We start from the raw sequence: 24,250 nt of genomic DNA on the forward strand, positions 1-24,250 counted from the left end.
TCAGGCTCCATTATACAAAAATTTTTACTTTTATAAACAGTCTGCCTTTTCTGGTCGTATTCTCTGTTCCGAGATAAATAAATTTGCCGTGTCCTCTTACCGAAACTCTGGCTCCTTCTTTGAGGTCATATCCGCCGCTATATGCAGTGCGTCCGTCTATGTATACAGACTCCGCTTCAATAAGCCTCTGCGCTTCCGATCTCGAAAGGTGATAAACAAAAGAAAGAATTGCATCTATTCTCTCCGATGCAACCGTGCCTCCGATTTCTTCGAATTTGGGTTCGATGTTGCACTCGGAAGATTTTACTGTTTCGCACTTCACGGAAGTATGCTTAATTCTAATAAGTTCTTTGCATATCATTTCTGCGATGTCACAAGTGGCATAAAGATACGCTTCATTTTCTCCTGCAAAGATATCTCCGATCTGATCTCTTTCTATTCCAAGATTCATGACCGCTCCGAGATAGTCTCTGTGACTGAGATTATCGGCGAATTTTGCATTCACCGGTTCTATTCTCACACAGGCAAGAACAGAAGGCTCTTCCTGCTCCGCCATTATAAAGCTCTCTTCATCCATGTAATCGGGGAGGAAACATACCATCGCTCTTTCAGCGTCTTTATTACCTCCGTACATAACGAAATGCGCACCATGATATTCGTGTACATTTGCAGGTATTTTTTCACTCGCAAGTATGTTGTAAAAAAGCGCCTGCTCGGATACGGACAAGAAGTCCGTGTGAGTGACAAAATTATTCATGTAAGCTCTTGTAGCAAGATCCTTTGCTCTTCCCGCAAGATAATCGCGTGATTTTTCTTCGTTCATTTTATATTTCTCAGATATTCCTTATGATCCATTTTCTTTCCGTCAAGAACAGCCTCTGTCAGGTTGTCTTTTCCGTCGTAAACAAGCTTCAGTGAAAAGAAGTCTTTTCTCTCTTCCAAGAGTTTAAAAAATATCTTGTCTCCTTCCCATAGATTGAGTCCGTAAACTTCACTCTTTTTTATCCATTCAAGTTTTCCTTCATCACAGTCACTCGGCTCTTCGTTTGGAGCAGGTGCGGTAAAGAGGGACATAAGCTCGTAGTCTCCTTTGCCGGAAACAAAGGTCACAAGTCCTCTGAAATTAAGCTCCTCTTTTGGTATGTCATAACCTGTCTCTTCAAGTATCTCTCTGTGCATACATTCTTCGGGACTTTCATCCGCTTCAAAGTGCCCTCCTACGCCGAGCCATTTGTCTTTGCTGATGTCGTTCTTTTTGGAGACTCTGTGGAGCATAAGATATCTGTCACCGCATTCGATGTAACACAAAGTTGTAAGTATGTCGTGCATTTATAACTCCCGTTGTAATGTGTTTATGGTTTTGAGTTTATTCTCTGAATAATCTTTTGCTTTTTATCTGTGTAATTTGTTATCGGATAACAGGGTAAAAAAAGGCTTAAAACGCACCTGCTTTTTATCCCCGGTTTTTGTGGTGAATTTCTTATCGTCAAAAATGCTGAAGCCCACTAACGGTGCAGTTTTTCGCGATTTTTACAAATCTAAAAATCACCCCGAAATTTATCCCGATTTTTACTCTGATTTTTATCCGTATTTTTTCTCTAAAACAACTCTTAAATCAACCTTCAAATTTACTCTGTATCGTTCATTTTTAAGAGCGTATTATTACATCAATGTTTAAGTGATTCTGTCCAATATTTTTGTCCATAAATATCTGTGAAACAATATGTCTCAAGAACCGCTCCGTCACCTACGGGAACATTGCTTATTTTCATATCGGACATTGCCCCTTTTACTGTGTATTTTTCTCCCAGTAAATAAGCCTTCTTGAAAGCCCTGTCATATCCGTAGAAATCACAGGTAAAATCAATCTCATCTCCCGCCTGCAATTCTGTGAGGTTCTTTGCTATGGTCTCTGTCTCGCCTTCAACGTAGTCATAGCAAACACCAGCAACATACCCGTCTTCATTGTCCGAATCAAACACGAGAATGAGGTTCGCTTTTTGTCCGTTTAAAAGACACGGAACTCTGCCTGTTATTGCATAGCTTTCTTCAGTTGCCTGAACGTCTACCACATAGTAGGCTACAACATTGCCGTCAATTGCAACCCAGGTCTTGTCGTTCTGCGATCTCAAATTTCCACTCTCATCAAAGTCGAAAACATTATCCATTCCAAGGTCTATGTATCCCTCACCGTCATCATAGAACATATTCAGGTCGAGTTCATGTACCATTTTCCACTGGTCTTCTGACAGGCTTATAACGTCTTCTCCTGCAGTATTTTTTGTCCACATAAGAGCGGACTCATCAAACCTGTTAGAAGCAATGTATTTTGCTGCCTTTTCCACATCAAGACTTTTACCGAGGAATGCTGTGTTGGAAGAATTAAGTCCCGACACGCTGCTAAAGTCACTTGAAAGGAAGGTCGTAAGAAGCTGTGTTATCATCTCCGCAGAAGCATCCGAATTTCCGCTTCCGGAAAGCTCTCCAAAAATAGATGGTAAAGGTGTCTGTGAACCACCCGCTGCAACCTGTCCCGCAACCTCCATAGAAGCAAAGTTCTGAATGCACTTTGCATACTCTTTATCCATGCCGATATCTTCATAGGTATTTACCATCGAATCTACCTTATGTGTTTTCTTATAAGGGAAGTAGATGGAAAGCCCGTATGAGTTGGTCATATTTGAGCTTGTTTTGTTGTATTTTATTGCGCTTTTTAAGGTCGCCACAAGTTCTTTTGCATCATCTGTTCCAACCCTGTTTGCAAAGTCCACAAGATCGACCTGATCTATCTTTGAAGAAGCCGCAAATTCTCTCGTGTTTCCTCTCGCATTTGAAACCGTTTTATAGTTGTCACTATTTATCATTTCAGATGTGCTTTTTGAGAAGTCGGCAAGCTCTGTCGGAACTGTCTGCGAAAGCTCCGCAAGATCTGTTATTGAAAGTGTTGTTTTTTGACCCGGACAAGTCTGCGCACATGTGCTTGTAAAAGAGTCGATAATATTCTTTCCGATATTTATCGTCTCCATCGATGTATTTTTTCCAAGTTCTGTAAGCCAGTCTGTGTAGTACCAACCGACTCCCGGTTCTGTCTCTTCGGATGCCACAAGATAATCCGCGTAATTAGACACTACAAGGGCGTTCTCAACAGTCGCCATAAGACATGTGTCAAAGCCGACAAAATCGAACGTCACTCCGCCGTCTTTAAGTGCCTTATTAATTCCTGCCAAAGACATGGCTCCTGCGGTCTGGAATTTTTCATCGTATCCGTATCCACCTGTAGACCCACCGCCGTGGTCCCAAAAAATAAGCTCATATCTGTCCGCAGGAAAGTTCTTTGCAGACCACTTGATATAGTCCGACAAAGTCTCTGCTTTTGTCATAGGTAAGTTACCTACGTTATTCACAAGAGGATTAAGCTTACCATCCTTTATCTGATATATCTGATTTGTGGCATTGGAAATTACATTGTTCTGCCACTGCTTACAGCCGCCTGTATAAACAAGGAGATTTATCTTATCACCAATGTCTGCTTTCATCATCTCCTGAATGTCCCTTGAAGCCATTCCGTTTCGGGACTCAAGATCTGCTCCGCACATGTAGACCATAATCGTGATATTATCCTGTCCGTTCCCCTTAATTACAGTCCTTTTTTCACGTGCTCTGCTGTCCACACTTGTGTTAAGATTTCCTGTGTTTGGAGTGTCACTCCAGGTTGCCGAATTTGCTCCCGATCCTGTGTATGAACCGTAGCCACCAAAAAGCTGGCCAAGAATCGATCCGGCTGCCCCTGAATTTCCGCCCTGTGAAGTCTGTGAATTCTGTGCGGTATTTGCAGGTGTTTGAGTTGCGGGCGATATATCAGTCTGTCCGCCTCCCAACATAGTCGAAAGTCCACCGCCTCCGGCCAGGAACAAAAGCACTATTATCATAAAGAGTGGATTTACCCCTCTCCCTGAGCGCTTCATTCCACCGCCGTTTTCCGACGGTCCGGATCCCGATGAATACCCACTGCTATTACCTACAGGACCGGTTCCGAGTCCCTCGCCTCTTTTGTGTACTCCGGAACCTCCTTCAGTGACATTCTTTTTTCTTCCAACAGGTCTGTTCTCCATTGCTTCCCTCCAGACTTATTTTTCATACAGATTTCGCAGAAAAAAAATGATGTATTATTATCAGAAATTACTTCCATTCCATCCCCACTGATCTGCGGGTGTATATTTTATATAGATATGGTCCGGTTTAATATCGAGCACATCACCAAAGATTTCTGTTATCTTTTCTGTGAGCTTTTCAAACGCATCCGGATTTGCTTTTCCAAATATCATTACTTCAACGAATGCTGTAGGCAGAGAATTGTCTCCTCTAAAGTACAAATGATACCCGTCTTCGAACCCTGTCATAAGCCAGTTCTCACTCTTTCCCGGAATGAGCTCTATTGCTTTTCCAAGTTCTGTCTTTAACTTTGTCTCCTGTTCCTTTGAAATTGTTATGCTTATTTTTGAATTTATAAAAGGCATATTTTGTCTCCCTTCGTCTACTTTCTTTCCCAATTTATTATACATTATATTGCAGATTGGTTTCATATTAGTTTGTCTTTATCAACGCTTCTGCATTATCTTTGTCGTATTTTCAATTATTTTCATTCTGTTTCTTCTATATATTGTTTACTGTAATAAAGTGCATTTTCCTCTTTGCAACACCGCGTCAAAGTGATAAAGTATATATGGTCTTTATTATCAATAAGAAATTTTTACTTGTAAGGTGACTTCAATGGTATCATCCGACGCATATTTGCAAGAACTTCTACGCCGGTATCAGGCAAATTTCGATGTCACAGAAAACTATAAATTTGGTGAAATCCTTTTCCCTGCCTATGCCTTTTTTCATTCGATGAGTGAGAAATATGTTCTTAAAAAAGAAGCTCAGCTTTGGGCTGTCAAAACTTTTGAACATGTTTTTTTTATAAAAGAGAAATCTTTTTCACCGGAAAAAATTGATGAGATAAAAGAGCTGATCATTCAAAAGATAGAACCTGAATTTGTCCGCAAGAATGATAAGTATCCCGAAAAGGATCACATGATCTCTTACATTACTTTTGTTGTGTTATGCGATTCTGCTCCCGATCCTCAGACAAAAAAACTGATTAAGAAATTTCATTTTGATAAGGGATATCTTCTTAACTTCAGAGGTCACAGCGAAGCAAAACTCGCCGTTGCGACCATGGACACCAAGGAGGTCTTTACCAATTACGTCGGCAAAGAGCTAAAATCTCTGCTCTTTGATATATACAAAAAAATGGAGGAATTGTTATGAATGCAGCAGTAATACTTTTAGTAAGCGTTGCGCTTCTTGCTGCCGGATATGTATTTTACGGCAGCTGGCTCGCAAAGCAATGGGGAATTGACCCTTCACAGAAAACACCTGCGCATGAGCTCGAAGATGGTATCGACTATGTTCCTGCCAAAGCACCTGTTCTCATGGGTCACCACTTTTCATCAATCGCCGGAGCAGGCCCTATCAACGGACCTATTCAGGCAGCCGTTTTCGGATGGATTCCCGTTTTATTATGGGTAATCATCGGAGGCATTTTCTTTGGAGGAGTACATGATTTTGGTGCTCTCTTCGCTTCACTTCGTCACAAGGGTCAGTCAATCGGTGAGATCATCGATGATTCAATGGGCAAAAAAGCTAAGAGACTCTTTATCACATTTGGCTACCTTACTCTTCTTTTGGTCGTTGCTGCTTTCAGCTCAATTGTTGCAAGCACATTCGGTGTTACAACATCAACAGGCGCAGCAGTTGAAGGACCTACACTTGCAGCTAATCAGTCAACCGCTATGATATCAATCCTTTTCATCCTTCTTGCGATGGTATTTGGATTCTTCGTTTACAGAAAGAATGCTCCCATCGGAGTTGCTTCTGTTTTCGGATGTCTTGGAATCGTTGCAGTTGTTGCCATCGGACTTAACTTCCATCCTATCGCACTTTCTTACAATGCATGGATGTGGGTTATCGGTGTATATATTTTGATTGCATCTGTTACTCCTGTTTGGATCTTGTTACAGCCAAGAGATTACCTCAGCTCTTTCCTTCTTTACTTCATGATTGGAGCAGGTGTCATCGCAGTTCTTGGAGCTGTTGTTACAGGTAACGGTTCATTCCAGATTCCTGCTATGGGCGATGCAGCTCTTAAGGGAACAGGCGTATTTACAACAGGTACTGCTTTTCCTGCCCTCTTTGTTACAATCGCTTGCGGTGCTATTTCAGGTTTCCACTCACTCGTTTCATCAGGAACAACGGCTAAGCAGCTTGATAATGAAAAAGATGCTAAGCCTGTAGCTTACGGTTCAATGCTTATCGAGTGTGTAGTTGCGGTTATCTCTCTTCTTGCAGTTGGCTTTGTTTGGGCAGCTGCTTCAGACGGAACATACGCAAGCCCTACTCAGGTATTTGCCGGCGGACTTTCAGCAATGATCGGATCATTTGCTCCCGGTGCAAAAGACATTATGTACCAGATGCTCATCCTTGCGGTTTCAGTTTTCTGTCTCACATCTCTTGATACCGCTACTCGTCTTGCAAGATACATGTTCCAGGAATTCTTCCTTGAGCAGGGACAGACAGCAAAGGATGCAACAGGTTACAAGAAGGTTCTTGCAAATCCTTACGTTGCTACAGCAATCACAGTTGTACTCGGTGTTGCACTTGGTATGACAGGTTACACCAAGATTTGGCCATTGTTCGGTGCAGCTAACCAGCTTCTTGCAGCTATCGGTCTCCTTGCAGTTTGCACATGGCTCGGTGCTGTAGGTAAGAACAATAAGATGTTCTACATTCCTATGGTATTCATGCTTGCTGTTACAATCTGCTCACTCATTCAGACAATCACTGCTAAGCTTACAGCTTACACATCAGGATCTGCAGATGTTTGGGCACTTATTCAGGCACTTATCGCTGTGCTTCTCGTAGTACTCTCAGTTGTACTTTCAGTTATTTCTGCAAAGACTCTTCTCAAGCAGAAGTCTGAGAAAAAAAACGATGAAAGCAAAGTAGCTTAATCATTTCTATATCCAGAACAAAGAGTTGCTTTGCAACTCTTTGCGCGCCGATGCGCGCAAGCTTTAGCTTGCATAATTCATCTGCGCATCGGTCGCATCCATAGCGGAGCGTTTTATATCATAGGGAAGCAATTGATATAAAAAAGCATAAGATTTTGCCCATGTTTCAGCAAAATCTTATGCTTATTTTTTATAAAAATCTTTCCTTTAATTCTGACAGACTATTTATCTCTTCATCCGGAATTTCATTTTCTCCGGTTATATTCCAATATTTACCAAATCCTTGTTTTATCCATATCGTTTTCATTCCCAATTCTTTTGCAGGAACTATGTCATTATCAATTCGATCACCGATCATTACCGCATTTTCCGGATTGCAAGAAGCTTTAGACAATGCAATGTTAAAGATTCTTTTATCAGGTTTTTCCACACCTTCTTCTGCTGATGCTATTATTAGATCTATATATTTTTTTATACCGAATTTTTCAAGTCTTTCTGCTGTTCCTAACGATTGATTTGCTATAATACCTATCTTATATTTTAGGCTCAATGCCTTTAAGGTTTCTTCTGTATCCTCGAATAATTCCTCTTCTTCTAAATACCACTTTGAACCTGAGACTTTATATTTCCGTGTTAATTCCAGATCGCCCTTCTTATTATTTTTGTATAAGTCTATTGCCATGTTATATATTTTTTCAAACGGCTCACCGGCAACGTCCGCGATATCCTGTAACCTGTGACAATAAACCTTTTCTTCATTTACCAAAGTAGAACCCACATCAAAAAAGATCCATTCAATATTATTTTTCATCAAGCCTTTTCTCCTGCCTTAGTTATTGTGTTATATAGCTTCTATGAGATAATAACATATTTTATCCATGAGTGTGTTATACACTTTGTTCACATACTTGCTTCCTGTGATCATAAATGTCAGTACTGAAATGCCAAGTGCAACTATGATCTGAATAGGCATCTCTTCTATGCTTATTCCTGCTTTTGTCATGAACCTGTGAGTTGGGATGATCACAAAACTTGAAAGGACATAGATGCAAAGCGTTCGCTGTCCGTATATTGTAATCGGAAATTCTTTATCTGGCATGAGGTTTACTAATGCGAATATGATGACTACGGCTATAATGTAGATTGTTCCCCTCAATATCATTCCGTGAATGTTATCAAGTTTTGTTGCGCTATACGACTGGATAAGTTCATACATCTTCACAGGCATTATGCCTCTGATATTTAAGTATACGGTAACTGCGAAAGCAACAATCAAAATTACCAGACTGTATATCTTAGGAACTTTTCTGATCTTATCTATACTCTCTTTTTTGAATTTGTAACCGAGTATGAAATACGGGAAAAACGATACGGTTCTGGATATTGAAAAAAACCTCTCCGCTTCTCCTATGCATCCGCAATATATTCCCACAATGAATGCCAGTATTACTATTCCTTTTACCCTGTCAAAATATTTTACGGTAACTCTCCAGAAAAAAAGACTCAGCAAATACCAAAATACATATATAGGTTTAAAGAAATTTATTTTGTTGATCGCAGTTCCCTGAGTAAACATCCAGATTGTGTTAAATATAATGAACGGAATAATCGTTGTCTTCAATAATTTCTCCGGCTTTGCATCTGACTTCGAAAAATATCCGGATATAAAAATAAAGAGCGGCATGTGGAATGAATAGATCACCGCCCTTATAAGTCCCAACTTTCCTGTTGTCCCAAACTCCTCAAGTGCATGCCCAAATACTACCAAAGTTATTAGTAGTACTTTCATGTTATCGAATGAATAATCTCTTTTCATATTACAATTCAGTTATCCTCTCTAACTTGTTATACCCATTATACCCTTTTATTTCTCTTTACATAATAAACTGATGAAAGCGAATCGATGCAAATTCTTCAATTGGCATTTTTGAAAGTTCATCTAAACTAACCCATTTGTATGAAGAAGTCTCTCCTTCTTGTAATATAATCTCATCCTTTTGAATATTAGTTATACACATATATACTTCATAAAAAGTTTTATATCCACAATGTTGTACACGCCCTATTCTTGTTAATTTATTTGTAACTACTCCTGTCTCCTCTTTAAGTTCTCTTATTGCACATGCCAGCGAATCTTCTCCTTGAAGAGCTGATCCTCCTGCTGTTAATTCCCACTTTCCACCAAGATGCTTCCTAAAATCTCTTTGCATCATAAGATAAGTTCCATCAGTATGTCTTACGATTATCTCACTTACAAGATGATAATATCCGTCAGGTATTTCTTCATCTCGAATCAATGTTACTCCATCAACCTTATTAAAGTTTTCATCATATGCATCCCAGATTTCCATAACGCCTCCTTTGCTCTCACTTACATTATCTGAATATTATTTTTCTATTTTCTTGTATATGCAAAAAAAGAGAAGCCCGATTAAAAGCTTCTCTTAATGTTCGCGATGCGATTCGAACGCACGACCTTCCGCTTAGGAGGCGGACGCTCTATCCAACTGAGCTACGCAAACATGACCTTTGTATATTAGCACAATCTGAGGCACAATTCAAGGGAAACGCATAACAAAGCGCTTCCCTGAAAATTGTGTTTTGCAATACTTATAAATATTTGTATTTCAAATATTCAATAATCTGATTCACTCTCAAAGCTGGATTGCTGTCTTAAGTGCAATCTCCATCATATCAGTAAATCCTGTCTCTCTCTCTTTTGCAGAAAGTTCTCCTGCCTTGAAGAGATGGTCTGATATTGTAAGGATTGTAAGTGCGTTCTTCTTAGCTTCCGCTGCATTCATGTAAAGAGCAACTGTCTCCATCTCGACTGCGAGTGCCCCCATGTTTTTGTAGAGTTCACTCTCATTGCACTTCTTGTAAAATGCATCTGAAGAAAGTACGTTACCTACATGGAATTTTACATTCTTCTCTCTTGCTATGTTTACTGCTTTCTCCAATAAGTCATAGCTTGCTGTCGGACAGAATGTTCCGGGAAGTCCAAACTGGAATCCGTAGTTGGAATCTGTGTGAGCACCCATTGCGAAGACGATGTCCATTACATTAACATCCTCTTTTAATCCACCGGCACTTCCAACTCTGATGATGTTATCCACATCATAAAAGTTGAAAAGTTCATAAGTGTAGATTCCGATTGAAGGAATTCCCATTCCATGTCCCATTACAGACACTTCTTTTCCCTGATACTTACCTGTAAATCCAAGCATTCCTCTTACTTCATTAAAGCACTTAACGTCTGTGAGGAAATTCTCTGCAATGAATTTTGCTCTGAGTGGATCGCCGGGCATAAGCACGGTCTTTGCGATGTCGCCTTTTTCGGCACTGTTATGAGGTGTAGCCATATCCATTTTCTCCTTCTCTATTAATTTGTTCCGGGAAAATTGATATATCCCTGCATCCAAATGTTACCTTTAAATCTTCTTCCGACTGCCGGTTCGCCAAGCAGATCGGCATCGTTTATACACAAATCGAACTCAAGTCCGTTACAATTAATCCTCATTATGTGTATAACTTCTTTTGTCAGATAGTTCTCCGTCTTATCAACTTTGACTATCTCTCCCAAAACGGAGTAGTGATCACACTCAACTCCGTATGGCATAAAATATGTATCTACCAGACTATACACATCCTGCTTTCTGATTTTTCTTGAAAGCGTTGTGTATATGTCCATGTCGTCAAGAGTCAGTGATTCAATTGCTGCTTCATCACCTCGTCTTGCATTATCTATAAGTTTGTTCCTATAACTGGTTTTCCTTTTGGCCACTTGTATTTGTTGTTCTGTCTTTGCAATCGGCATCATTATCTGACCCTTTATTGACAGCGCAGACAAACTAAGTGTTGTTCCTCTGACAGGAAAGTGATCCTCATTCTCATACTTGATGTAAGGAATTATATTCTGAAGGTAAAAGATAAGTGAAACGCCAACCCTGTTTTCATTACAGATTCCTGCATATGAATACTGGGCTGCATGGCGTTCTATTGTTATATCTTCTTCCGTACTGATCTGCGAAGGGACTAAGTACGGATAGTAATATTCATATATAAACTTATCTTGTTCATCAAATTCCCCACATACCGCGAGTCCTATTTTTTCATTTGCATAGTCATGCATGAACTCTGCAAGAATAACATTATCCTCTATGGACACATATCCTCTTCTTGAAGATTTCTGAATAGAATCGGTAATTAATCCGGTCAACTCATTCCTGTCTTTTATTTTAGAAAAACCGACTGCTCTTAGAAATTTATGCAAGGAATATTTTCACCTTTCTACTGCTGTTATTATTTCTTCTTAGGAATAAGTACTTCTTTTCCTCCCATGTAAGGACGAAGAACTTCAGGAATCTTTACGCTTCCGTCTGCCTGAAGGTTATTCTCAAGGAAAGCAATAAGCATTCTCGGAGGAGCAACTACTGTGTTGTTAAGTGTGTGTGCGAGGTAGTTTCCATCCTTACCTTTGATTCTGATCTTAAGTCTTCTTGCCTGTGCATCTCCAAGGTTAGAACAACTTCCAACTTCGAAGTACTTCTTCTGTCTGGGTGACCATGCCTCTACGTCACATGACTTGCACTTAAGATCTGCAAGATCTCCTGAGCAGCACTCAAGTGTACGTACGGGAATGTCCATTGATCTGAAAAGATCTACTGTATTCTTCCAAAGTTTGTCATACCATTCTTTTGACTCTTCGGGCTTACAGATTACAACCATCTCCTGCTTCTCGAACTGGTGAATTCTGTATACACCTCTCTCCTCAATTCCATGCGCACCTTTTTCTTTTCTGAAACAAGGTGAGTAACTTGTAAGAGGCATAGGAAGTTCTTCCTCGGGAATAATCTGATCAATGAACTTACCGATCATTGAATGCTCACTTGTTCCGATAAGGTAAAGATCTTCTCCCTCAATCTTGTACATCATAGCTTCCATTTCAGGGAAACTCATTACACCTGCAACTACATTTCCATGGATCATGAAAGGAGGTACACAATATGTAAATCCTCTGTCGATCATGAAATCTCTTGCGTATGAAATTACTGCAGAGTGAAGTCTTGCAATATCCCCGAGCAGATAATAGAATCCGTTACCTGCTACTCTTCTTGCAGCATCAAGATCGATTCCGCAGAAGCTCTCCATAATATCAGTATGATAAGGAATCTCGAAATTGGGAACAACGGGTTCACCAAACTTCTCAATCTCAACATTCTCAGAATCATCTTTTCCGATAGGAACAGATTTGTCGATGATCTGAGGAATGATCATCATCTTATTTGTAACTTCTTCATCAAGTTTCTTCTGATTCTCTTCGAGTTCTTCAAGACGCTTTGCTTCTTTTGCAACTTCATCCTTGAGGGCCATTGCTTCTTCTTTTTTACCCTGTGCCATCATTGCACCGATTTCTTTAGAAATCTTATTCTTATGTGCACGGATCTCATCCGCTTCTTGCTGGTTTGTTCTTCTTGCTTCGTCGAGTTTTATAATCTCATCTACTAGAGGAAGTTTCTCATCCTGAAATTTGTTCTTGATGTTCTCTCTTACCACATCAGGGTTTTCACGTAAAAATTTTATGTCGATCATTTTGATCTCCTCCATGTATGTTTATATATTTTATTCTTATCTTCTTACACTTTCGCGTGCACTATCCAATGCCTTCTTTTCCTCATCACTGAGTTCAACATCTGCTATTCCGGCGTTGATAACTTTCGAATATGAATAGTTAAGTCCGTCTGTGCTGTGAACTGAATTCATAAGGAATCCGTTGTCATTTTCATCGAGCATACAAAGTGCGAAGCTGAGCTGTCCACCCATCTGACTAAATGCATCATATTTCTCAAGTCCGATTTTCTGGAAGGTTCTCTGCATTCTTTTGTTGATGTCCTGAATGTCCTTACGGTTTTTATCGTTCTCTGCTCTTATCATTTTGTTTTCGTGAAAAAGATCTACGATTTCATCTTCAAGTGATTTCGCATCTTTTCCTGTCATGAACTTATTAAACTTCTTTGATACTTTACTTATCTTGCATCCTTGTATGATAACAATAAGTAGAAGAATTAATACTAATGCTAAAAGTGCCAAGATAAAAATTGCAGGATCTATGTTTCCAAGACCCAAAAGATTTAATATGTTACTTTCCATTTTATTCTGTCTCCGATTATTCTGTGCATAGTCTGTTTATTATTTTCTCAAGATCGTCGCTGTTATAAAACTCAATCTCAATTTTTCCTGCGCCACTGCCTTTGGAAGTAATATCAACTTTTGTTCCGATTGCCTGCTTACATCTTTCAGATAGATTTGCATAGATTGCATCCAGACTTGAGTTGGTTTCTACTACCTTCTTTGGCTTGGGTGCTTTGCCAAGATTCTTTACAAGTTTCTCAGTTTCTCTAACGCTTAACTTCTCATCAAAAACTTTCTGAGCGAGCATCGTTTGCTCTTCTTCACTTTCAACAGATATAAGTGCTCTGGCATGACCTGTTGTAATAAGTCCGTCGATAACCATCTGTCTTACTTTTTCACAAAGCTTCAAAAGTCGAAGTGAATTGGTAATTGTCACTCTGCTCTTTGATACTTTCTCTGCGACAATATCCTGAGTGTATCCAAATTCATCGATAAGCTTTTTATATGCAAGAGCTTCTTCAATAGGATTTATGTCTTCTCTCTGGATGTTATCAATAAGAGAAATCTCTGCAATTTCATGTTCGCTAAGATCTTTTACTATAACCGGTACTTCTTTTATTCCGGCTTTCTTAGCTGCTCTCCATCTTCTCTCACCACCGACGATTTCATAGTGATCGTTCTTATCTGTTACGATAAGTGGATTGATGATTCCATACTGTTTGATTGATTCAGCTAATTCCAAAAGGCTATCTTCATCAAAAGATTTTCTTGGCTGATTTCTGTTCGGTTCAACCTGAGTAATGTTTACATGAACAACCTGTCCTTCGCTGATGCTCTGTTCTTCAGAGAATGAAACTTCTTTTGTTGTGAAAGATGCCTTTGCAGGTATGATTGAATCAAGTCCTTTTCCTAATCCTCTTTTCACATTCTTAACTGCCATATCTTATGCCCCTCCGCTTTAATCAAATTTTCTGTCGATAACCTCATTTGCAAGAAGTCGATACGCTTCGGCTCCTGCGGACTTTGGTTCATAAACGTTTATAGGTAGACCGTAACTGGGCGCTTCTGCAAGACGAATGTTTCTTGGGATTATTGTCTTATACACATTCTCCTGTATATGTTCCTTTACGTTTTCTACAACCTGGAGTGAAAGATTGGTACGAGAATCAAACATCGTAAAGACAACACCTTCCATATCAAGTTCCGGATTAAGTCTGTCTTTTACAAGATTAACTGTATGTACCAATTGGCTGAGACCTTCAAGTGCATAGTACTCACACTGAATAGGTACAAGAACTGTATTAGCTGTAGTCATTGCATTGACTGTCAGCATACTAAGTGATGGCGGGCAATCTATAATTATGAAATCATAGTCATCCCTTACACCACTTATTGCCTCTCTTAAAATATATTCTTTGTTGTCAGAATCTATCAACTCAATTTCTACTGCAGCAAGATTTACATTCGAAGGAATGATATCAACTCCATCGATTCCCTTTACAACATTTCTGGTTATTACTTCATCAATACTGCACTCACCGATCATTAACTCATAGATGGTGTTATCGATTTCATTCTTATCAATACCAAATCCACTTGTTGTATTTCCCTGAGGATCTGTATCAATAACAAGTACCTTCTTTCCTTTCTCTGCCAAAGCAGATGCTAGATTGATTGATGTGGTAGTCTTTCCGACTCCGCCTTTTTGATTTGCAATTGCGATTATTCTTCCCATTACGCCTCCCATCATCGTGAAACACTAATCTGATTTTACCACATTATTAAAATTATAGAACATAAAAAAAGCACAATCTTTAGAAAATATGATATTATTTTCCAGATTGCGTTTCGTTTACTACATATAAATATGTGTATTTTTTGATGTTTCATGACCAATTTTATGTTTCACGGATTATCACTATATTTTGTATTCTAATGTTTCACGTGAAACAATCAGTTGTGTTCATTTTTCACAACAAAATATGTTTCACGTGAAACATTATTTACTACCTCAAAGAGGATTTTTGGCAGGCGTTCCGGCCTTACGTGGATACTGTTTTGAAGTATGTTCTTTCTTATCAACCACACATATCGTGCGGGATATATCTGTTTCTGGTAAAAAGAACTCCTTACATTCCTTAAGCTTTCCACCAAGAAGATGAATTGCTCCCTTCGCTGCTTCTACTTCTTCAGATCCTTTATCACCTTTGAAAGCAATGAACTCTCCTCCGACCTTTACATAGGGAATACAATATTCTGTAAGAGTAGACATATTAGCTACTGCTCTTGAAACAGCAAAATCAAATTTTTCTCTGAGTGTTCCATTCTTACTCGATGAGAAATCCTCCGCTCTTCCATGGAGTGTTTCAATACTTCCGGATTCATTAAGACCAAGAGTATCTATTACTTCATTTAGAAAGTTGATTCTCTTATTGAGTGAATCGAGTAACGTAACATGAAGATTAGGATAAACAATCTTAAGTGGAATTCCCGGAAGCCCTGCTCCTGTTCCGATGTCGATAAGCGAATACTCTTTATCTTTGAAATCAACAAAAGGAGTACATGAAATACTATCAACAAAGTGAAGCTTACATACATCATCAAAATCTGTTATGGCAGTAAGATTCATAACCTCATTTACCCGAACAAGAATTTCGAAGTATTGATCAAATTGTTCCAGTTGTCTGTCGGTGAGTTCTATTCCGTATGAACGGAAGTCCTCAATCATTTTATTGTATTTATTCCTCATTCTGTTTTCCTCTGTTAAGTGAGTCAAGATAAATGATCAGTACAGAAACATCAGCCGGATTAACTCCACCGATACGTGAAGCCTGTCCGATATTTACAGGTCTAAACTTTTCAAGTTTCTGTCTTGCTTCAAGTCTTAAGCTGCTGACATCATTGTAATCAATATCCGCGGGGATAAGTTTTCTTTCAAGTTTCTTGAACTGTTCAACCTGTCTTTCCTGTCTGTTGATATACCCTTCGTACCTGATGGTAATCTCAACCTGTTCAATGACATCCTTAGGAAGGTCAGGTCTGTCAGGATCAATCTCCGCGATCATATCGTAAGTCATCTCAGGACGACATAATAATTCTGCAAGAGAGACTGCCGTCTTTAAAGGTGTACTTCCACATCTTGTCAGGAAATCCTGAATCTTAGAATTTGCACCGATATTAATACTCTTCAATCTCTCAACTTCTTTTGTAGTAAGTTCAATCTTATTGAGTAACTTATTATATCTTTCATCATCTATAAGACCTACTTCATGACCTTTTCCTCTAAGTCTTATATCTGCATTGTCCTGTCTAAGAAGTAATCTGTACTCTGCTCTTGAAGTCATCATTCTATATGGTTCAAGGTTTTCTTTTGTAACAAGATCATCGACAAGAACTCCGATGTATCCTTCGGATCTGTCTATAGAAAGATAAGGTCTGTTCTCAATCTGCATCGCAGCATTAATTCCGGCGTACAATCCCTGAGCAGCAGCTTCTTCATATCCACTACTTCCGTTGAACTGTCCTGCTGAAAAGAGTCCTCGGATATCCTTAATCTCAAGAGTGGGATGAAGCTGTCCGGGGCAAAGACAATCGTACTCGATTGCATAAGCATTTTTTACAATGCGACAATTTTCAAGACCTGGCACTGTTCTGTACATTGCAATCTGAACATCTTCAGGAAGTGATGAAGACATTCCGTCTATATACATCTCATTGGTAAATGTTCCTTCAGGTTCAACAAACACCTGGTGTCTTTCATGGTCGGGAAACTTTACAACTTTATCTTCAATTGACGGGCAATATCTCGGACCCACCCCTTCAATGATTCCCGCATAAATTGGGGATCTATCGATATTATTACGTATTATTTCATGCGTTTTTTCATTAGTGTATGTAAGCCAACATGATACCTGCTGTCTCTGAACATCAGAAGGATCTGTATCAAATGAAAAAGGAATTACCGGATCATCTCCAAACTGCTCTGTCATCTTGGAATAGTCGATTGTATTTCCATCCATTCTTGCAGGGGTTCCGGTCTTAAATCTCCTGAGTTCGATTCCCGCATCGATGAGTGATTGTGACAAAAGGTTGGAAGGCTGAAGTCCGTTCGGTCCACTGTAAGTAATCGCTTCACCTGTAAGACAACGACTCTTAAGATAAGTTCCCGTACATAAGATAACAGCTTTAGCTTCATAAGTTATTCCTGAAAAAATCTTTACTCCGGTGATGATATGTTTGTAACCTTCAGTCTTTAATTTATCAGAAGGATCAGCGTAAAGAATCTCTGAAACCTCAGCTTGCTTTATTGTAAGATGTTCCTGCTTTTCAAGTACCTCTTTCATCTTCTTGGAATATTCCATTTTGTCAGCCTGACATCTGAGTGAATGTACCGCAGGTCCTTTAGAAGTGTTAAGCATCTTTGACTGCAAAAAAGTCTTATCTATATTTTTTCCCATCTCTCCACCAAGAGCATCTATCTCTCTGACAAGATGTCCCTTGGAAGATCCGCCAATGTGAGGGTTGCACGGCATGAATGCGATGTTGTCCGCACTCATTGTAAAAATTATAGTTTCAAGACCAAGTCTGCTACAAGCAAGTGCCGCCTCACATCCGGCATGTCCTGCTCCAATTATTACAACATCATATTTTTCAGTAAAAACATTCATAAATTATTTTCCCATACAAAATTTTGAAAAGATTTCTTCCACCAGATCATCGCCGACTTCTTCTCCGATGATCTCGCCAAGATAAGCATAAGCATTTGAAAGATCGACTGTATAAAAATCTTCCGAAAGATTTTTTGAAATACTGTCATCAACAAGTTTCAGACTTTCATAAACTTTCTGAAGAAGTTCTTTGTGTCTTAAGTTTGTGATATAGATTTCCTGCTTCGGTAAAATGTCACCATGAAAGAAAAGTTTTGAAAGTGCATCTTTAAGTTCATCGATTCCGTTACCTTTCAACATCGAAGTTTTTATAACGGGTACGTTATCCACATTTGTGAAAAACTTAAACACATTATCTTCATTGATTTTTATGTCATCAGAAAGATCGTTCTTATTAAGAAGAACAATCGTCTTCTTTCCTTCACACAAACTGATGATCTCTTTGTCTTCATCATCAATGTCGCGAGTCGAATCAAGAATATACAAAACCAGATCTGCTTCTTCAATCTTACTCTTTGCTTTATCCACACCCATCTTCTCAATGATGTCATCGGTGTCTCTGATTCCGGCCGTGTCTATAAGATGCAAAACAATATCACCAAGTCTCACGGTCTCTTCAATAATATCACGTGTTGTTCCCGCGATGTCGGTAACGATTGCTCTTTCATCTCCGATAAGAGTATTCAAAAGAGATGATTTTCCTGCGTTAGGCTTTCCAACAATAACAGTCTTTATTCCATCTTTTCTGATCTTACCTTCATCTGCGGTACTAAGAAGTTTCTCAATCTCCGAAGTCAAAGATGAAACTTTGGCTTTAAGTTTTTCAGGGTATCCGGTCAGATCATAGTTTTCCGGATCATCAAGGGCCGACTCAATGAAAGCCATCTCATAAATTATCTGTTCTCTCAAACTCTTAACTTTATCATAGATACTTCCGCGAAGCTGATTTCTGGAACTGTCCAAAGCAAAATTGTTCTGAGCACTTATGATATCCATGATAGCTTCCGCTTTAGTAAGATCGATTCTTCCATTAAGAAATGCTCTCTTTGTGAACTCACCAGGATCAGCAAGACGGCAACCACTTCTTAGAAGTAACTCAATAATCTGATTCATGATGAGAATTCCGCCATGAGTATTAATCTCAATAACGTCTTCTCTTGTAAAACTATGAGGTGCTTTCATAAATGAGATCATAACTTCATCAATGATCTTGTCACCATCACAAATATATCCGAACTTGATCGTATTCGGATCATGCTTTTTTAAAGTCTGTTTCATTTTTGCAGAACGATAAATCTTATCACAGATTGAAACCGCTTCTCTTCCGCTCACTCTTATAACTCCGATTCCGGAATCAGACATTGCGGTTGCAACAGCGCAGATAGTATCGTCATTAAAATTATTAAAAACACCTGACATATTTTGTCTCGCTTCTATTTTAATAAAATTTTCTCTACATATAATAATACCCCTCAAAGTATACAACTTCGAGGGGTAAATGTTTATTATTTCTTTAATGTAACAACTACTCTTCTGAATGGTTCTTCACCTTCGCTGTGAGTAGTAACAAACCTGTCTCCCTGAAGAGCTGAATGAATAATTCTTCTCTCATAAGGATTCATAGGCTCTAAAGCTACTGAATGTCTGGACTTTCTAACCTTATAAGAAATGTTCTTTGCAAGATTTTCGAGAGTAGCTTTTCTTCTCTCTCTGTAATTTTCTGTATCAACCTTAACATGGATGTACTCGGAATAATCTCTGTTAACAACAAGAGAAACAAGGTACTGAACAGAATCAAGTGTCTGTCCTCTCTTACCTATGAGAACTCCCATCTCATCTCCGCTAAGTTCAATCTCAAGAATCTTATCAACCTGATTGAAAGTAGTCTTAACAACAACTTCCATTTTCATTGCATCGAAAACTTCTTTTAAAAACTTATTGGCTTTTTCACAAACCTCATCAGCATTTATATCAGAGCTGACTGTCTTTTCAACTTCTTTTACAGTCTCTTTTACTTTTTCTTTTTTGCTTTTTACTTCCTGCTTGGGTGAAACCTTTGTATCTAATTTGATATCATCAATCTTGATTTCTTCACTCTTCTCTTCTTTAACTCTAGCCTTGATGATTGCAGGCTTAGCATTTATCCCCAAAAAACCTGATGATCCGTTTGAAACTACTTCATAATCAAGTTTATCACTGGTAACGCAAAAAGTTTCGCAAGCTTCTGTAATAGCATCATCAACATTTTTTGCTGTAAACTCTCTATACTCCATTTTTCCCTCCCAAATAGACAGTAACCATAAATCTTCTCTTATTTATTATTCTTTTCGTTGAAATCTTTTACCATATTTGCTTTTGCAAGAAGAGAATCCTTTTTAATCTCTTTTCCGGAGAAACTATCTCTTACCTTCTTAAGCTGATTTTCTCTCTCTTCCATAGAAACAGAATTTGAACTGCTGTTCATGATGTTTCTTGTAGACATGTTTGCATATCTGTTCATCTGAGGAGTAGTTCTCATCTTCTCCTGCTTCTGTTTATACTTTTCAATGTTCTTCTCAATCTGAGCATCGATATCAGTTCTGTCAATGTGCTTATTAATAAGAACTTGCTGTACAGATCTTATAACTGCACCGATAATCCAATAAATACCCATGCCGGCATTAAAGTTAAAGCAAAAGATTGCAGACATCATAGGCATCATAATGTTCATGGTCTTCATTGACTGCTGCATCTGTGCTGCCGGATCATCGGGATCAATCTTACCGTCTGCAGGAACCTGCTGAGGCATGAGCTTTGTGCTTACCCACTGAGTAAAGAATGCAAGGAAAGGAATAAGAATAGCTCCAATAAGTAAAACGAAGTTCTTATCCACAAATGCACTCTTTATCATGTACATAGGTGTATCAGCAATATTCATTCCGAGGAAATTGTTATATCTGTTTAAAAGATTATGTGTATCTAAAACAGAACCACTGATATCCTTAAAGTTATTTGTTATCAAATCCCAGTCAGAAGATGATGCTCTGTTCAAAACATCAATAAGTGTGTTTTCCACATAAGTTGTATCACCTGATGTAAAAAGCTGGTTATTAAACTGGCTGGTAAACATCTTCGCACTTGAAACGTTGTTTCTGATGAAATCAACACCACCATTTGTACTTCTAATCTGCTCAACAAGAGGATAAAATGCTTCTTTAACAGTTCCTACATATGCGGGAATTGAATAAATAACACGATAAAGTGCAAATAAGATAGGCATCTGAACAAGAAGCGGTAAGCAGCTACCTGTCTGTGAAACACCGTATTTAGCGTAAACTTCCTTAGTCTCCTGCTGCATTGCGAGCATAGAGTCGTTATCTTTTTTACCCTTATACTTCTGCTGAATAGCCTTAAGTTCAGGACTCATCTTTGACTGGAGTTTAGAAAACTTCTGCTGTTTGTAAGTCAAAGGAAGAAGAATAAGATTGATAACTATAGTGAATAATATGATTGAAAGACCAAAATTAGGAATACCAATTTTATTAAGTATATTGAATATGGCTGTCATTACATATCCAAGTAACTTAGCAACAGGTCCTACAATACGTCCCTGATAAGGGGTTAAAAGAACTGGTGTCAAAATAAACCTCCTGTACATTACGGAACGGGATCATATCCGCCACTGGAAAAAGGATTACACCTAAGTATTCTCCAGATTGCGAGCAGACTTCCCTTCAATGCCCCATGTTTTTCTATAGCTTCGAGCCCGTACTCCGAACATGTCGGAATATACGGACATTTTGTTCTCTTTAAAGGAGAAATGTACTTTCTGTAAAACTTAATTAAAAAGATAAGTATCTTTTTCATTTTTCACCGCCATTTTTCTTTATGCGGGCCTTCCCTGCCAAGCTTAAAAGAGAATCTTCTATATTATGATAGCTCGCATCTCTTGCACAAGCTCTGGCAACGACTACTATATCCAAACCACTATTGAATACATCTTCGTGTAGCCGGTAAACTTCTCGAACAAGTCTTGCAAATCTGTGCCTTACAACACTGTTCCCAATTTTTTTACTACATGAAATCCCAAGTTTATTAGTTGAACCGTTATTTTTCCACACATAAACAACCAGGTACTTATCGGCATAACTTTTGCCGTTCTTATAAACATTGCGGAAATCATTTGTCTTTTTCATTGAATCTGAAAAAAGCATGTCATTGTCCTTTTTAATTCAGAAAGATGAAAAAAGGTCACAACGTTGTGACCTTTACTATCAAGCAGATAATCTCTTTCTTCCCTTTGCTCTTCTGGCTGCAAGTACTTTTCTGCCGCCCTTAGTAGCCATTCTTGCTCTGAAGCCGTGAACTCTGGCTCTCTGGAGCTTATGAGGCTGGAATGTCATCTTCATATCGTAAACACCTCCTTCTTTACTAATTATACAACGCAATTACATTAAATAATTACGGATTATATCAGTGTGGAAAAAATCTTTATAATTATAATAAATAAAATCAAGGCAGTCAAGCCATAAAAACGCAGAAAAATAGGGCAAATCTTTGAAAAAAATATCAAAAAAATAATTTGCCTATATATTGTGTTGACAAAACTTATCCACAGCAAAATGTTGATTTTGTGGATAACATGTTGATTAATATATACCACGTTATTTTATCCACATATTTCTTAAATTTTGTGGATAAACCGGAGCATAATTTTGTGGTTATTAATCGGAAATCCAGTAACCACGCCATTTATAACGGTAGATAGCTTAAAGTGGAAAAACGACCATTTATCCACAGTGTAAAAATATAATTATGTTTGAAATTTTTTTTCCGGTAGTTATCCACATAATACCCTTGTTTGATATTTAAAGTTTTTTAAGATAAAATAGTAAAAGTCTACAAGTCTATAAATTGCGTAATTGGGGAGTTTTTTCATGTATTCAACAAAAGAAATCACAGATAAATTAAAAAACAATTGGGAAGAAATCAAACGCACTATAAAAAATGAGTTTGGGATTACAGAAATATCCTATAAAACATGGATTGATCCTTTAAGTGTTTACAGTGTTTCGGATAATACTGTAACTATTTTGATTCCTTCCGACAATTCAATGGCTCTTCAGTACATAATCAACCATTACATGGACTTTATTAAAGTTACCATTTCGGAGTTTCTGGAGATTATGGTAGACGTTTCATTCATTTTAAAGAAAGACACTATTAATAATGAAGAAACACATGAAAATAATTCAGAAGATGCTTCTGAAAACAGCTATATATCTAACAATAACTACGAACAATCAAATCTCAATCCAAAATACAGATTTGATACATTCGTCGTAGGTAGTAACAACAAGTTTGCGCACTCCGCATCACTTGCTGTTGCAGAATCTCCGGGAATATCTTACAACCCTCTCTTCCTCTACGGTGGACCGGGACTTGGTAAGACTCACCTTATGCACTCCATTGGTCACTTTGTTATGGAACATAATCGCAAAGCGAAGGTTCTTTATGTAACATCAGAACAGTTCACAAACGAAGTTATCGAATCTATCCGAAGCGGTAAGACAGAAAGCATGTCAAAGCTTCGTGATAAGTATAGAACAGTCGATGTTCTCATGGTCGATGACGTACAGTTTATTATAGGAAAGGAATCAACTCAGGAAGAGTTTTTCCACACATTCAACGAGCTTCATCAGGCCGGAAAACAGATTATTCTTTCATCCGATAAGCCTCCTAAGGAAATGGAAACTCTTGAAGAGAGATTCAGATCCCGTTTCGAAATGGGACTTATCGCCGATATCCAGTCTCCTGACTACGAGACAAGAATGGCTATCCTGCGTAAGAACTCTGAGAACTACGGCAAGAACATTGATGATGAGGTAATCAACTACATTGCTACCAACATCAAGTCAAACATCAGAGAACTTGAAGGTGCATACAACAAGATCATTGCTTATTCAAGACTTAATAATGTAGATGTAACTCTTGAAAATGCCATGGAAGCTCTTAAAGATATCATCTATCCCGATAAGTCAAAGGTCATCACACCTCAGCTTATCATTGATACCGTCTGCGAACAGTACGGCGTAAAGAAAGATGACATACTCTCTAAGAAGAGACAGGCAGAAATTGTTCTTCCACGCCAGATAATAATGTATCTTTGCAGAGAAAACACCGAAGCTTCTCTTGAAGAAATAGGAAAACTTCTCGGAAAGAAAGATCACACAACTGTTATCAGCGGAATCAACAAGATTAAAAAGCTTACCGCAGTTGATGATGATCTCAACAAAAACATGGATATAATAATGAAGAAACTAAATCCTACATTATAAATTGTGGATAACTTTCTGTGGATATCTATGTAGAAAACCTGTTATTAGGATGTTATTTATATGTTATTTGATGTTGATT

24 protein-coding genes and 1 tRNA gene are annotated in these 24,250 nt (G+C 38.4%); 3 read left to right on the forward strand and 22 right to left on the reverse strand.

Annotated elements, in window-relative coordinates; translation table 11 throughout:
* Positions 1-10 precede the first annotated feature (10 nt).
* The 4 genes from DL92_RS0107215 to DL92_RS0107230 form a co-directional block, all read right to left on the reverse strand.
* Positions 11-823, reverse strand: coding sequence for a YlmH/Sll1252 family protein (locus tag DL92_RS0107215; protein WP_026667299.1), 813 nt, complete (start codon positions 821-823; stop codon positions 11-13).
* Positions 820-1,329 (reverse strand): NUDIX hydrolase, encoded by a 510-nt coding sequence (locus DL92_RS0107220; RefSeq protein ID WP_026667300.1) that lies wholly within the window; start codon positions 1,327-1,329, stop codon positions 820-822. The genes DL92_RS0107215 and DL92_RS0107220 overlap by 4 nt, the downstream gene beginning before the upstream one ends.
* A gap of 338 nt (positions 1,330-1,667) precedes the next feature.
* Positions 1,668-4,112, reverse strand: a complete 2,445-nt coding sequence (locus DL92_RS0107225) for a clostripain-related cysteine peptidase (RefSeq protein ID WP_026667301.1) — start codon at positions 4,110-4,112, stop codon at positions 1,668-1,670.
* Between the two features lie 60 nt (positions 4,113-4,172).
* Positions 4,173-4,517, reverse strand: a complete 345-nt coding sequence (locus DL92_RS0107230; RefSeq protein WP_026513415.1) for a phenylpyruvate tautomerase MIF-related protein — start codon at positions 4,515-4,517, stop codon at positions 4,173-4,175.
* Between the two features lie 253 nt (positions 4,518-4,770).
* On the opposite strand from DL92_RS0107230, the gene DL92_RS18575 reads away from it, so the two are divergent.
* Positions 4,771-5,313 carry a DUF8052 family protein gene (locus DL92_RS18575; RefSeq protein ID WP_051625256.1) on the forward strand — a complete coding sequence of 181 codons (543 nt, stop codon included), beginning with the start codon at positions 4,771-4,773 and terminating at the stop codon, positions 5,311-5,313.
* Positions 5,310-7,055, forward strand: coding sequence for a carbon starvation CstA family protein (locus DL92_RS0107240; protein ID WP_026656317.1), 1,746 nt, complete (start codon positions 5,310-5,312; stop codon positions 7,053-7,055). The genes DL92_RS18575 and DL92_RS0107240 overlap by 4 nt, the downstream gene beginning before the upstream one ends.
* Positions 7,056-7,245: 190 nt before the next feature.
* On the opposite strand, the gene DL92_RS0107245 is transcribed toward DL92_RS0107240, so the two are convergent.
* The 18 genes from DL92_RS0107245 to rpmH form a co-directional block, all read right to left on the reverse strand.
* On the reverse strand, positions 7,246-7,866 hold the full coding sequence (locus DL92_RS0107245) for an HAD family hydrolase (protein WP_034468646.1): 621 nt from the start codon (positions 7,864-7,866) through the stop codon (positions 7,246-7,248).
* Between the two features lie 30 nt (positions 7,867-7,896).
* The gene (locus DL92_RS0107250) at positions 7,897-8,871 is read right to left on the reverse strand and encodes an acyltransferase family protein (protein WP_026667303.1); all 975 of its coding nucleotides are present in this window, start codon (positions 8,869-8,871) and stop codon (positions 7,897-7,899) included.
* A gap of 58 nt (positions 8,872-8,929) precedes the next feature.
* The gene (locus tag DL92_RS0107255; RefSeq protein ID WP_026667304.1) at positions 8,930-9,406 is read right to left on the reverse strand and encodes an NUDIX hydrolase; all 477 of its coding nucleotides are present in this window, start codon (positions 9,404-9,406) and stop codon (positions 8,930-8,932) included.
* 97 nt (positions 9,407-9,503) lie between these two features.
* Positions 9,504-9,577, reverse strand: a tRNA-Arg gene (locus DL92_RS0107260).
* Between the two features lie 132 nt (positions 9,578-9,709).
* A complete protein-coding gene (gene deoD, locus DL92_RS0107265) occupies positions 9,710-10,417 on the reverse strand; it encodes a purine-nucleoside phosphorylase (protein WP_026667305.1) in 708 nt (235 codons plus the stop codon).
* A 20-nt stretch (positions 10,418-10,437) separates the two neighbouring features.
* A complete protein-coding gene (locus DL92_RS0107270; protein ID WP_026513423.1) occupies positions 10,438-11,328 on the reverse strand; it encodes a DUF3881 family protein in 891 nt (296 codons plus the stop codon).
* Between the two features lie 29 nt (positions 11,329-11,357).
* The gene (gene serS, locus DL92_RS0107275) at positions 11,358-12,647 is read right to left on the reverse strand and encodes a serine--tRNA ligase (protein ID WP_026667306.1); all 1,290 of its coding nucleotides are present in this window, start codon (positions 12,645-12,647) and stop codon (positions 11,358-11,360) included.
* A 36-nt stretch (positions 12,648-12,683) separates the two neighbouring features.
* Positions 12,684-13,205, reverse strand: coding sequence for a DUF4446 family protein (locus DL92_RS0107280; RefSeq protein ID WP_026656309.1), 522 nt, complete (start codon positions 13,203-13,205; stop codon positions 12,684-12,686).
* 16 nt (positions 13,206-13,221) lie between these two features.
* Positions 13,222-14,127 (reverse strand): ParB/RepB/Spo0J family partition protein, encoded by a 906-nt coding sequence (locus DL92_RS0107285; protein WP_026667307.1) that lies wholly within the window; start codon positions 14,125-14,127, stop codon positions 13,222-13,224.
* Positions 14,128-14,145: 18 nt separating this feature from the next.
* Positions 14,146-14,922 (reverse strand): ParA family protein, encoded by a 777-nt coding sequence (locus DL92_RS0107290; protein ID WP_026667308.1) that lies wholly within the window; start codon positions 14,920-14,922, stop codon positions 14,146-14,148.
* A gap of 276 nt (positions 14,923-15,198) precedes the next feature.
* The gene (gene rsmG / locus DL92_RS0107295; protein WP_026667309.1) at positions 15,199-15,936 is read right to left on the reverse strand and encodes a 16S rRNA (guanine(527)-N(7))-methyltransferase RsmG; all 738 of its coding nucleotides are present in this window, start codon (positions 15,934-15,936) and stop codon (positions 15,199-15,201) included.
* Entirely contained in the window at positions 15,926-17,854 is a 1,929-nt protein-coding gene (gene mnmG, locus DL92_RS0107300) for a tRNA uridine-5-carboxymethylaminomethyl(34) synthesis enzyme MnmG (RefSeq protein ID WP_026667310.1), read from the reverse strand. The genes rsmG and mnmG overlap by 11 nt, the downstream gene beginning before the upstream one ends.
* Positions 17,855-17,857: 3 nt before the next feature.
* Positions 17,858-19,273 (reverse strand): tRNA uridine-5-carboxymethylaminomethyl(34) synthesis GTPase MnmE, encoded by a 1,416-nt coding sequence (gene mnmE / locus DL92_RS0107305; RefSeq protein WP_026656303.1) that lies wholly within the window; start codon positions 19,271-19,273, stop codon positions 17,858-17,860.
* Positions 19,274-19,359: 86 nt separating this feature from the next.
* Positions 19,360-20,127, reverse strand: coding sequence for an RNA-binding cell elongation regulator Jag/EloR (gene jag, locus DL92_RS0107310; protein WP_026667311.1), 768 nt, complete (start codon positions 20,125-20,127; stop codon positions 19,360-19,362).
* Positions 20,128-20,165: 38 nt separating this feature from the next.
* Positions 20,166-21,473 carry a YidC/Oxa1 family membrane protein insertase gene (locus DL92_RS0107315; RefSeq protein WP_026667312.1) on the reverse strand — a complete coding sequence of 436 codons (1,308 nt, stop codon included), beginning with the start codon at positions 21,471-21,473 and terminating at the stop codon, positions 20,166-20,168.
* Positions 21,474-21,490: 17 nt separating this feature from the next.
* On the reverse strand, positions 21,491-21,700 hold the full coding sequence (gene yidD, locus DL92_RS0107320; protein ID WP_026656300.1) for a membrane protein insertion efficiency factor YidD: 210 nt from the start codon (positions 21,698-21,700) through the stop codon (positions 21,491-21,493).
* Positions 21,697-22,047 (reverse strand): ribonuclease P protein component, encoded by a 351-nt coding sequence (gene rnpA / locus DL92_RS0107325; RefSeq protein WP_026656299.1) that lies wholly within the window; start codon positions 22,045-22,047, stop codon positions 21,697-21,699. The genes yidD and rnpA overlap by 4 nt, the downstream gene beginning before the upstream one ends.
* A 60-nt stretch (positions 22,048-22,107) precedes the next feature.
* Positions 22,108-22,242: a 50S ribosomal protein L34 gene (rpmH, locus tag DL92_RS0107330; protein ID WP_013282343.1), complete on the reverse strand. Its 135-nt coding sequence runs from the start codon at positions 22,240-22,242 to the stop codon at positions 22,108-22,110.
* Between the two features lie 528 nt (positions 22,243-22,770).
* Here rpmH and dnaA point away from each other — a divergent pair.
* Positions 22,771-24,171: a chromosomal replication initiator protein DnaA gene (gene dnaA, locus DL92_RS0107335; protein WP_026656298.1), complete on the forward strand. Its 1,401-nt coding sequence runs from the start codon at positions 22,771-22,773 to the stop codon at positions 24,169-24,171.
* Positions 24,172-24,250 lie beyond the last annotated feature (79 nt).

Origin of the sequence: Butyrivibrio sp. AE2005 (assembly GCF_000686965.1) — a bacterium.
In the GTDB taxonomy this organism is placed as follows: Bacteria; Bacillota; Clostridia; order Lachnospirales; family Lachnospiraceae; genus Butyrivibrio; species Butyrivibrio hungatei_A.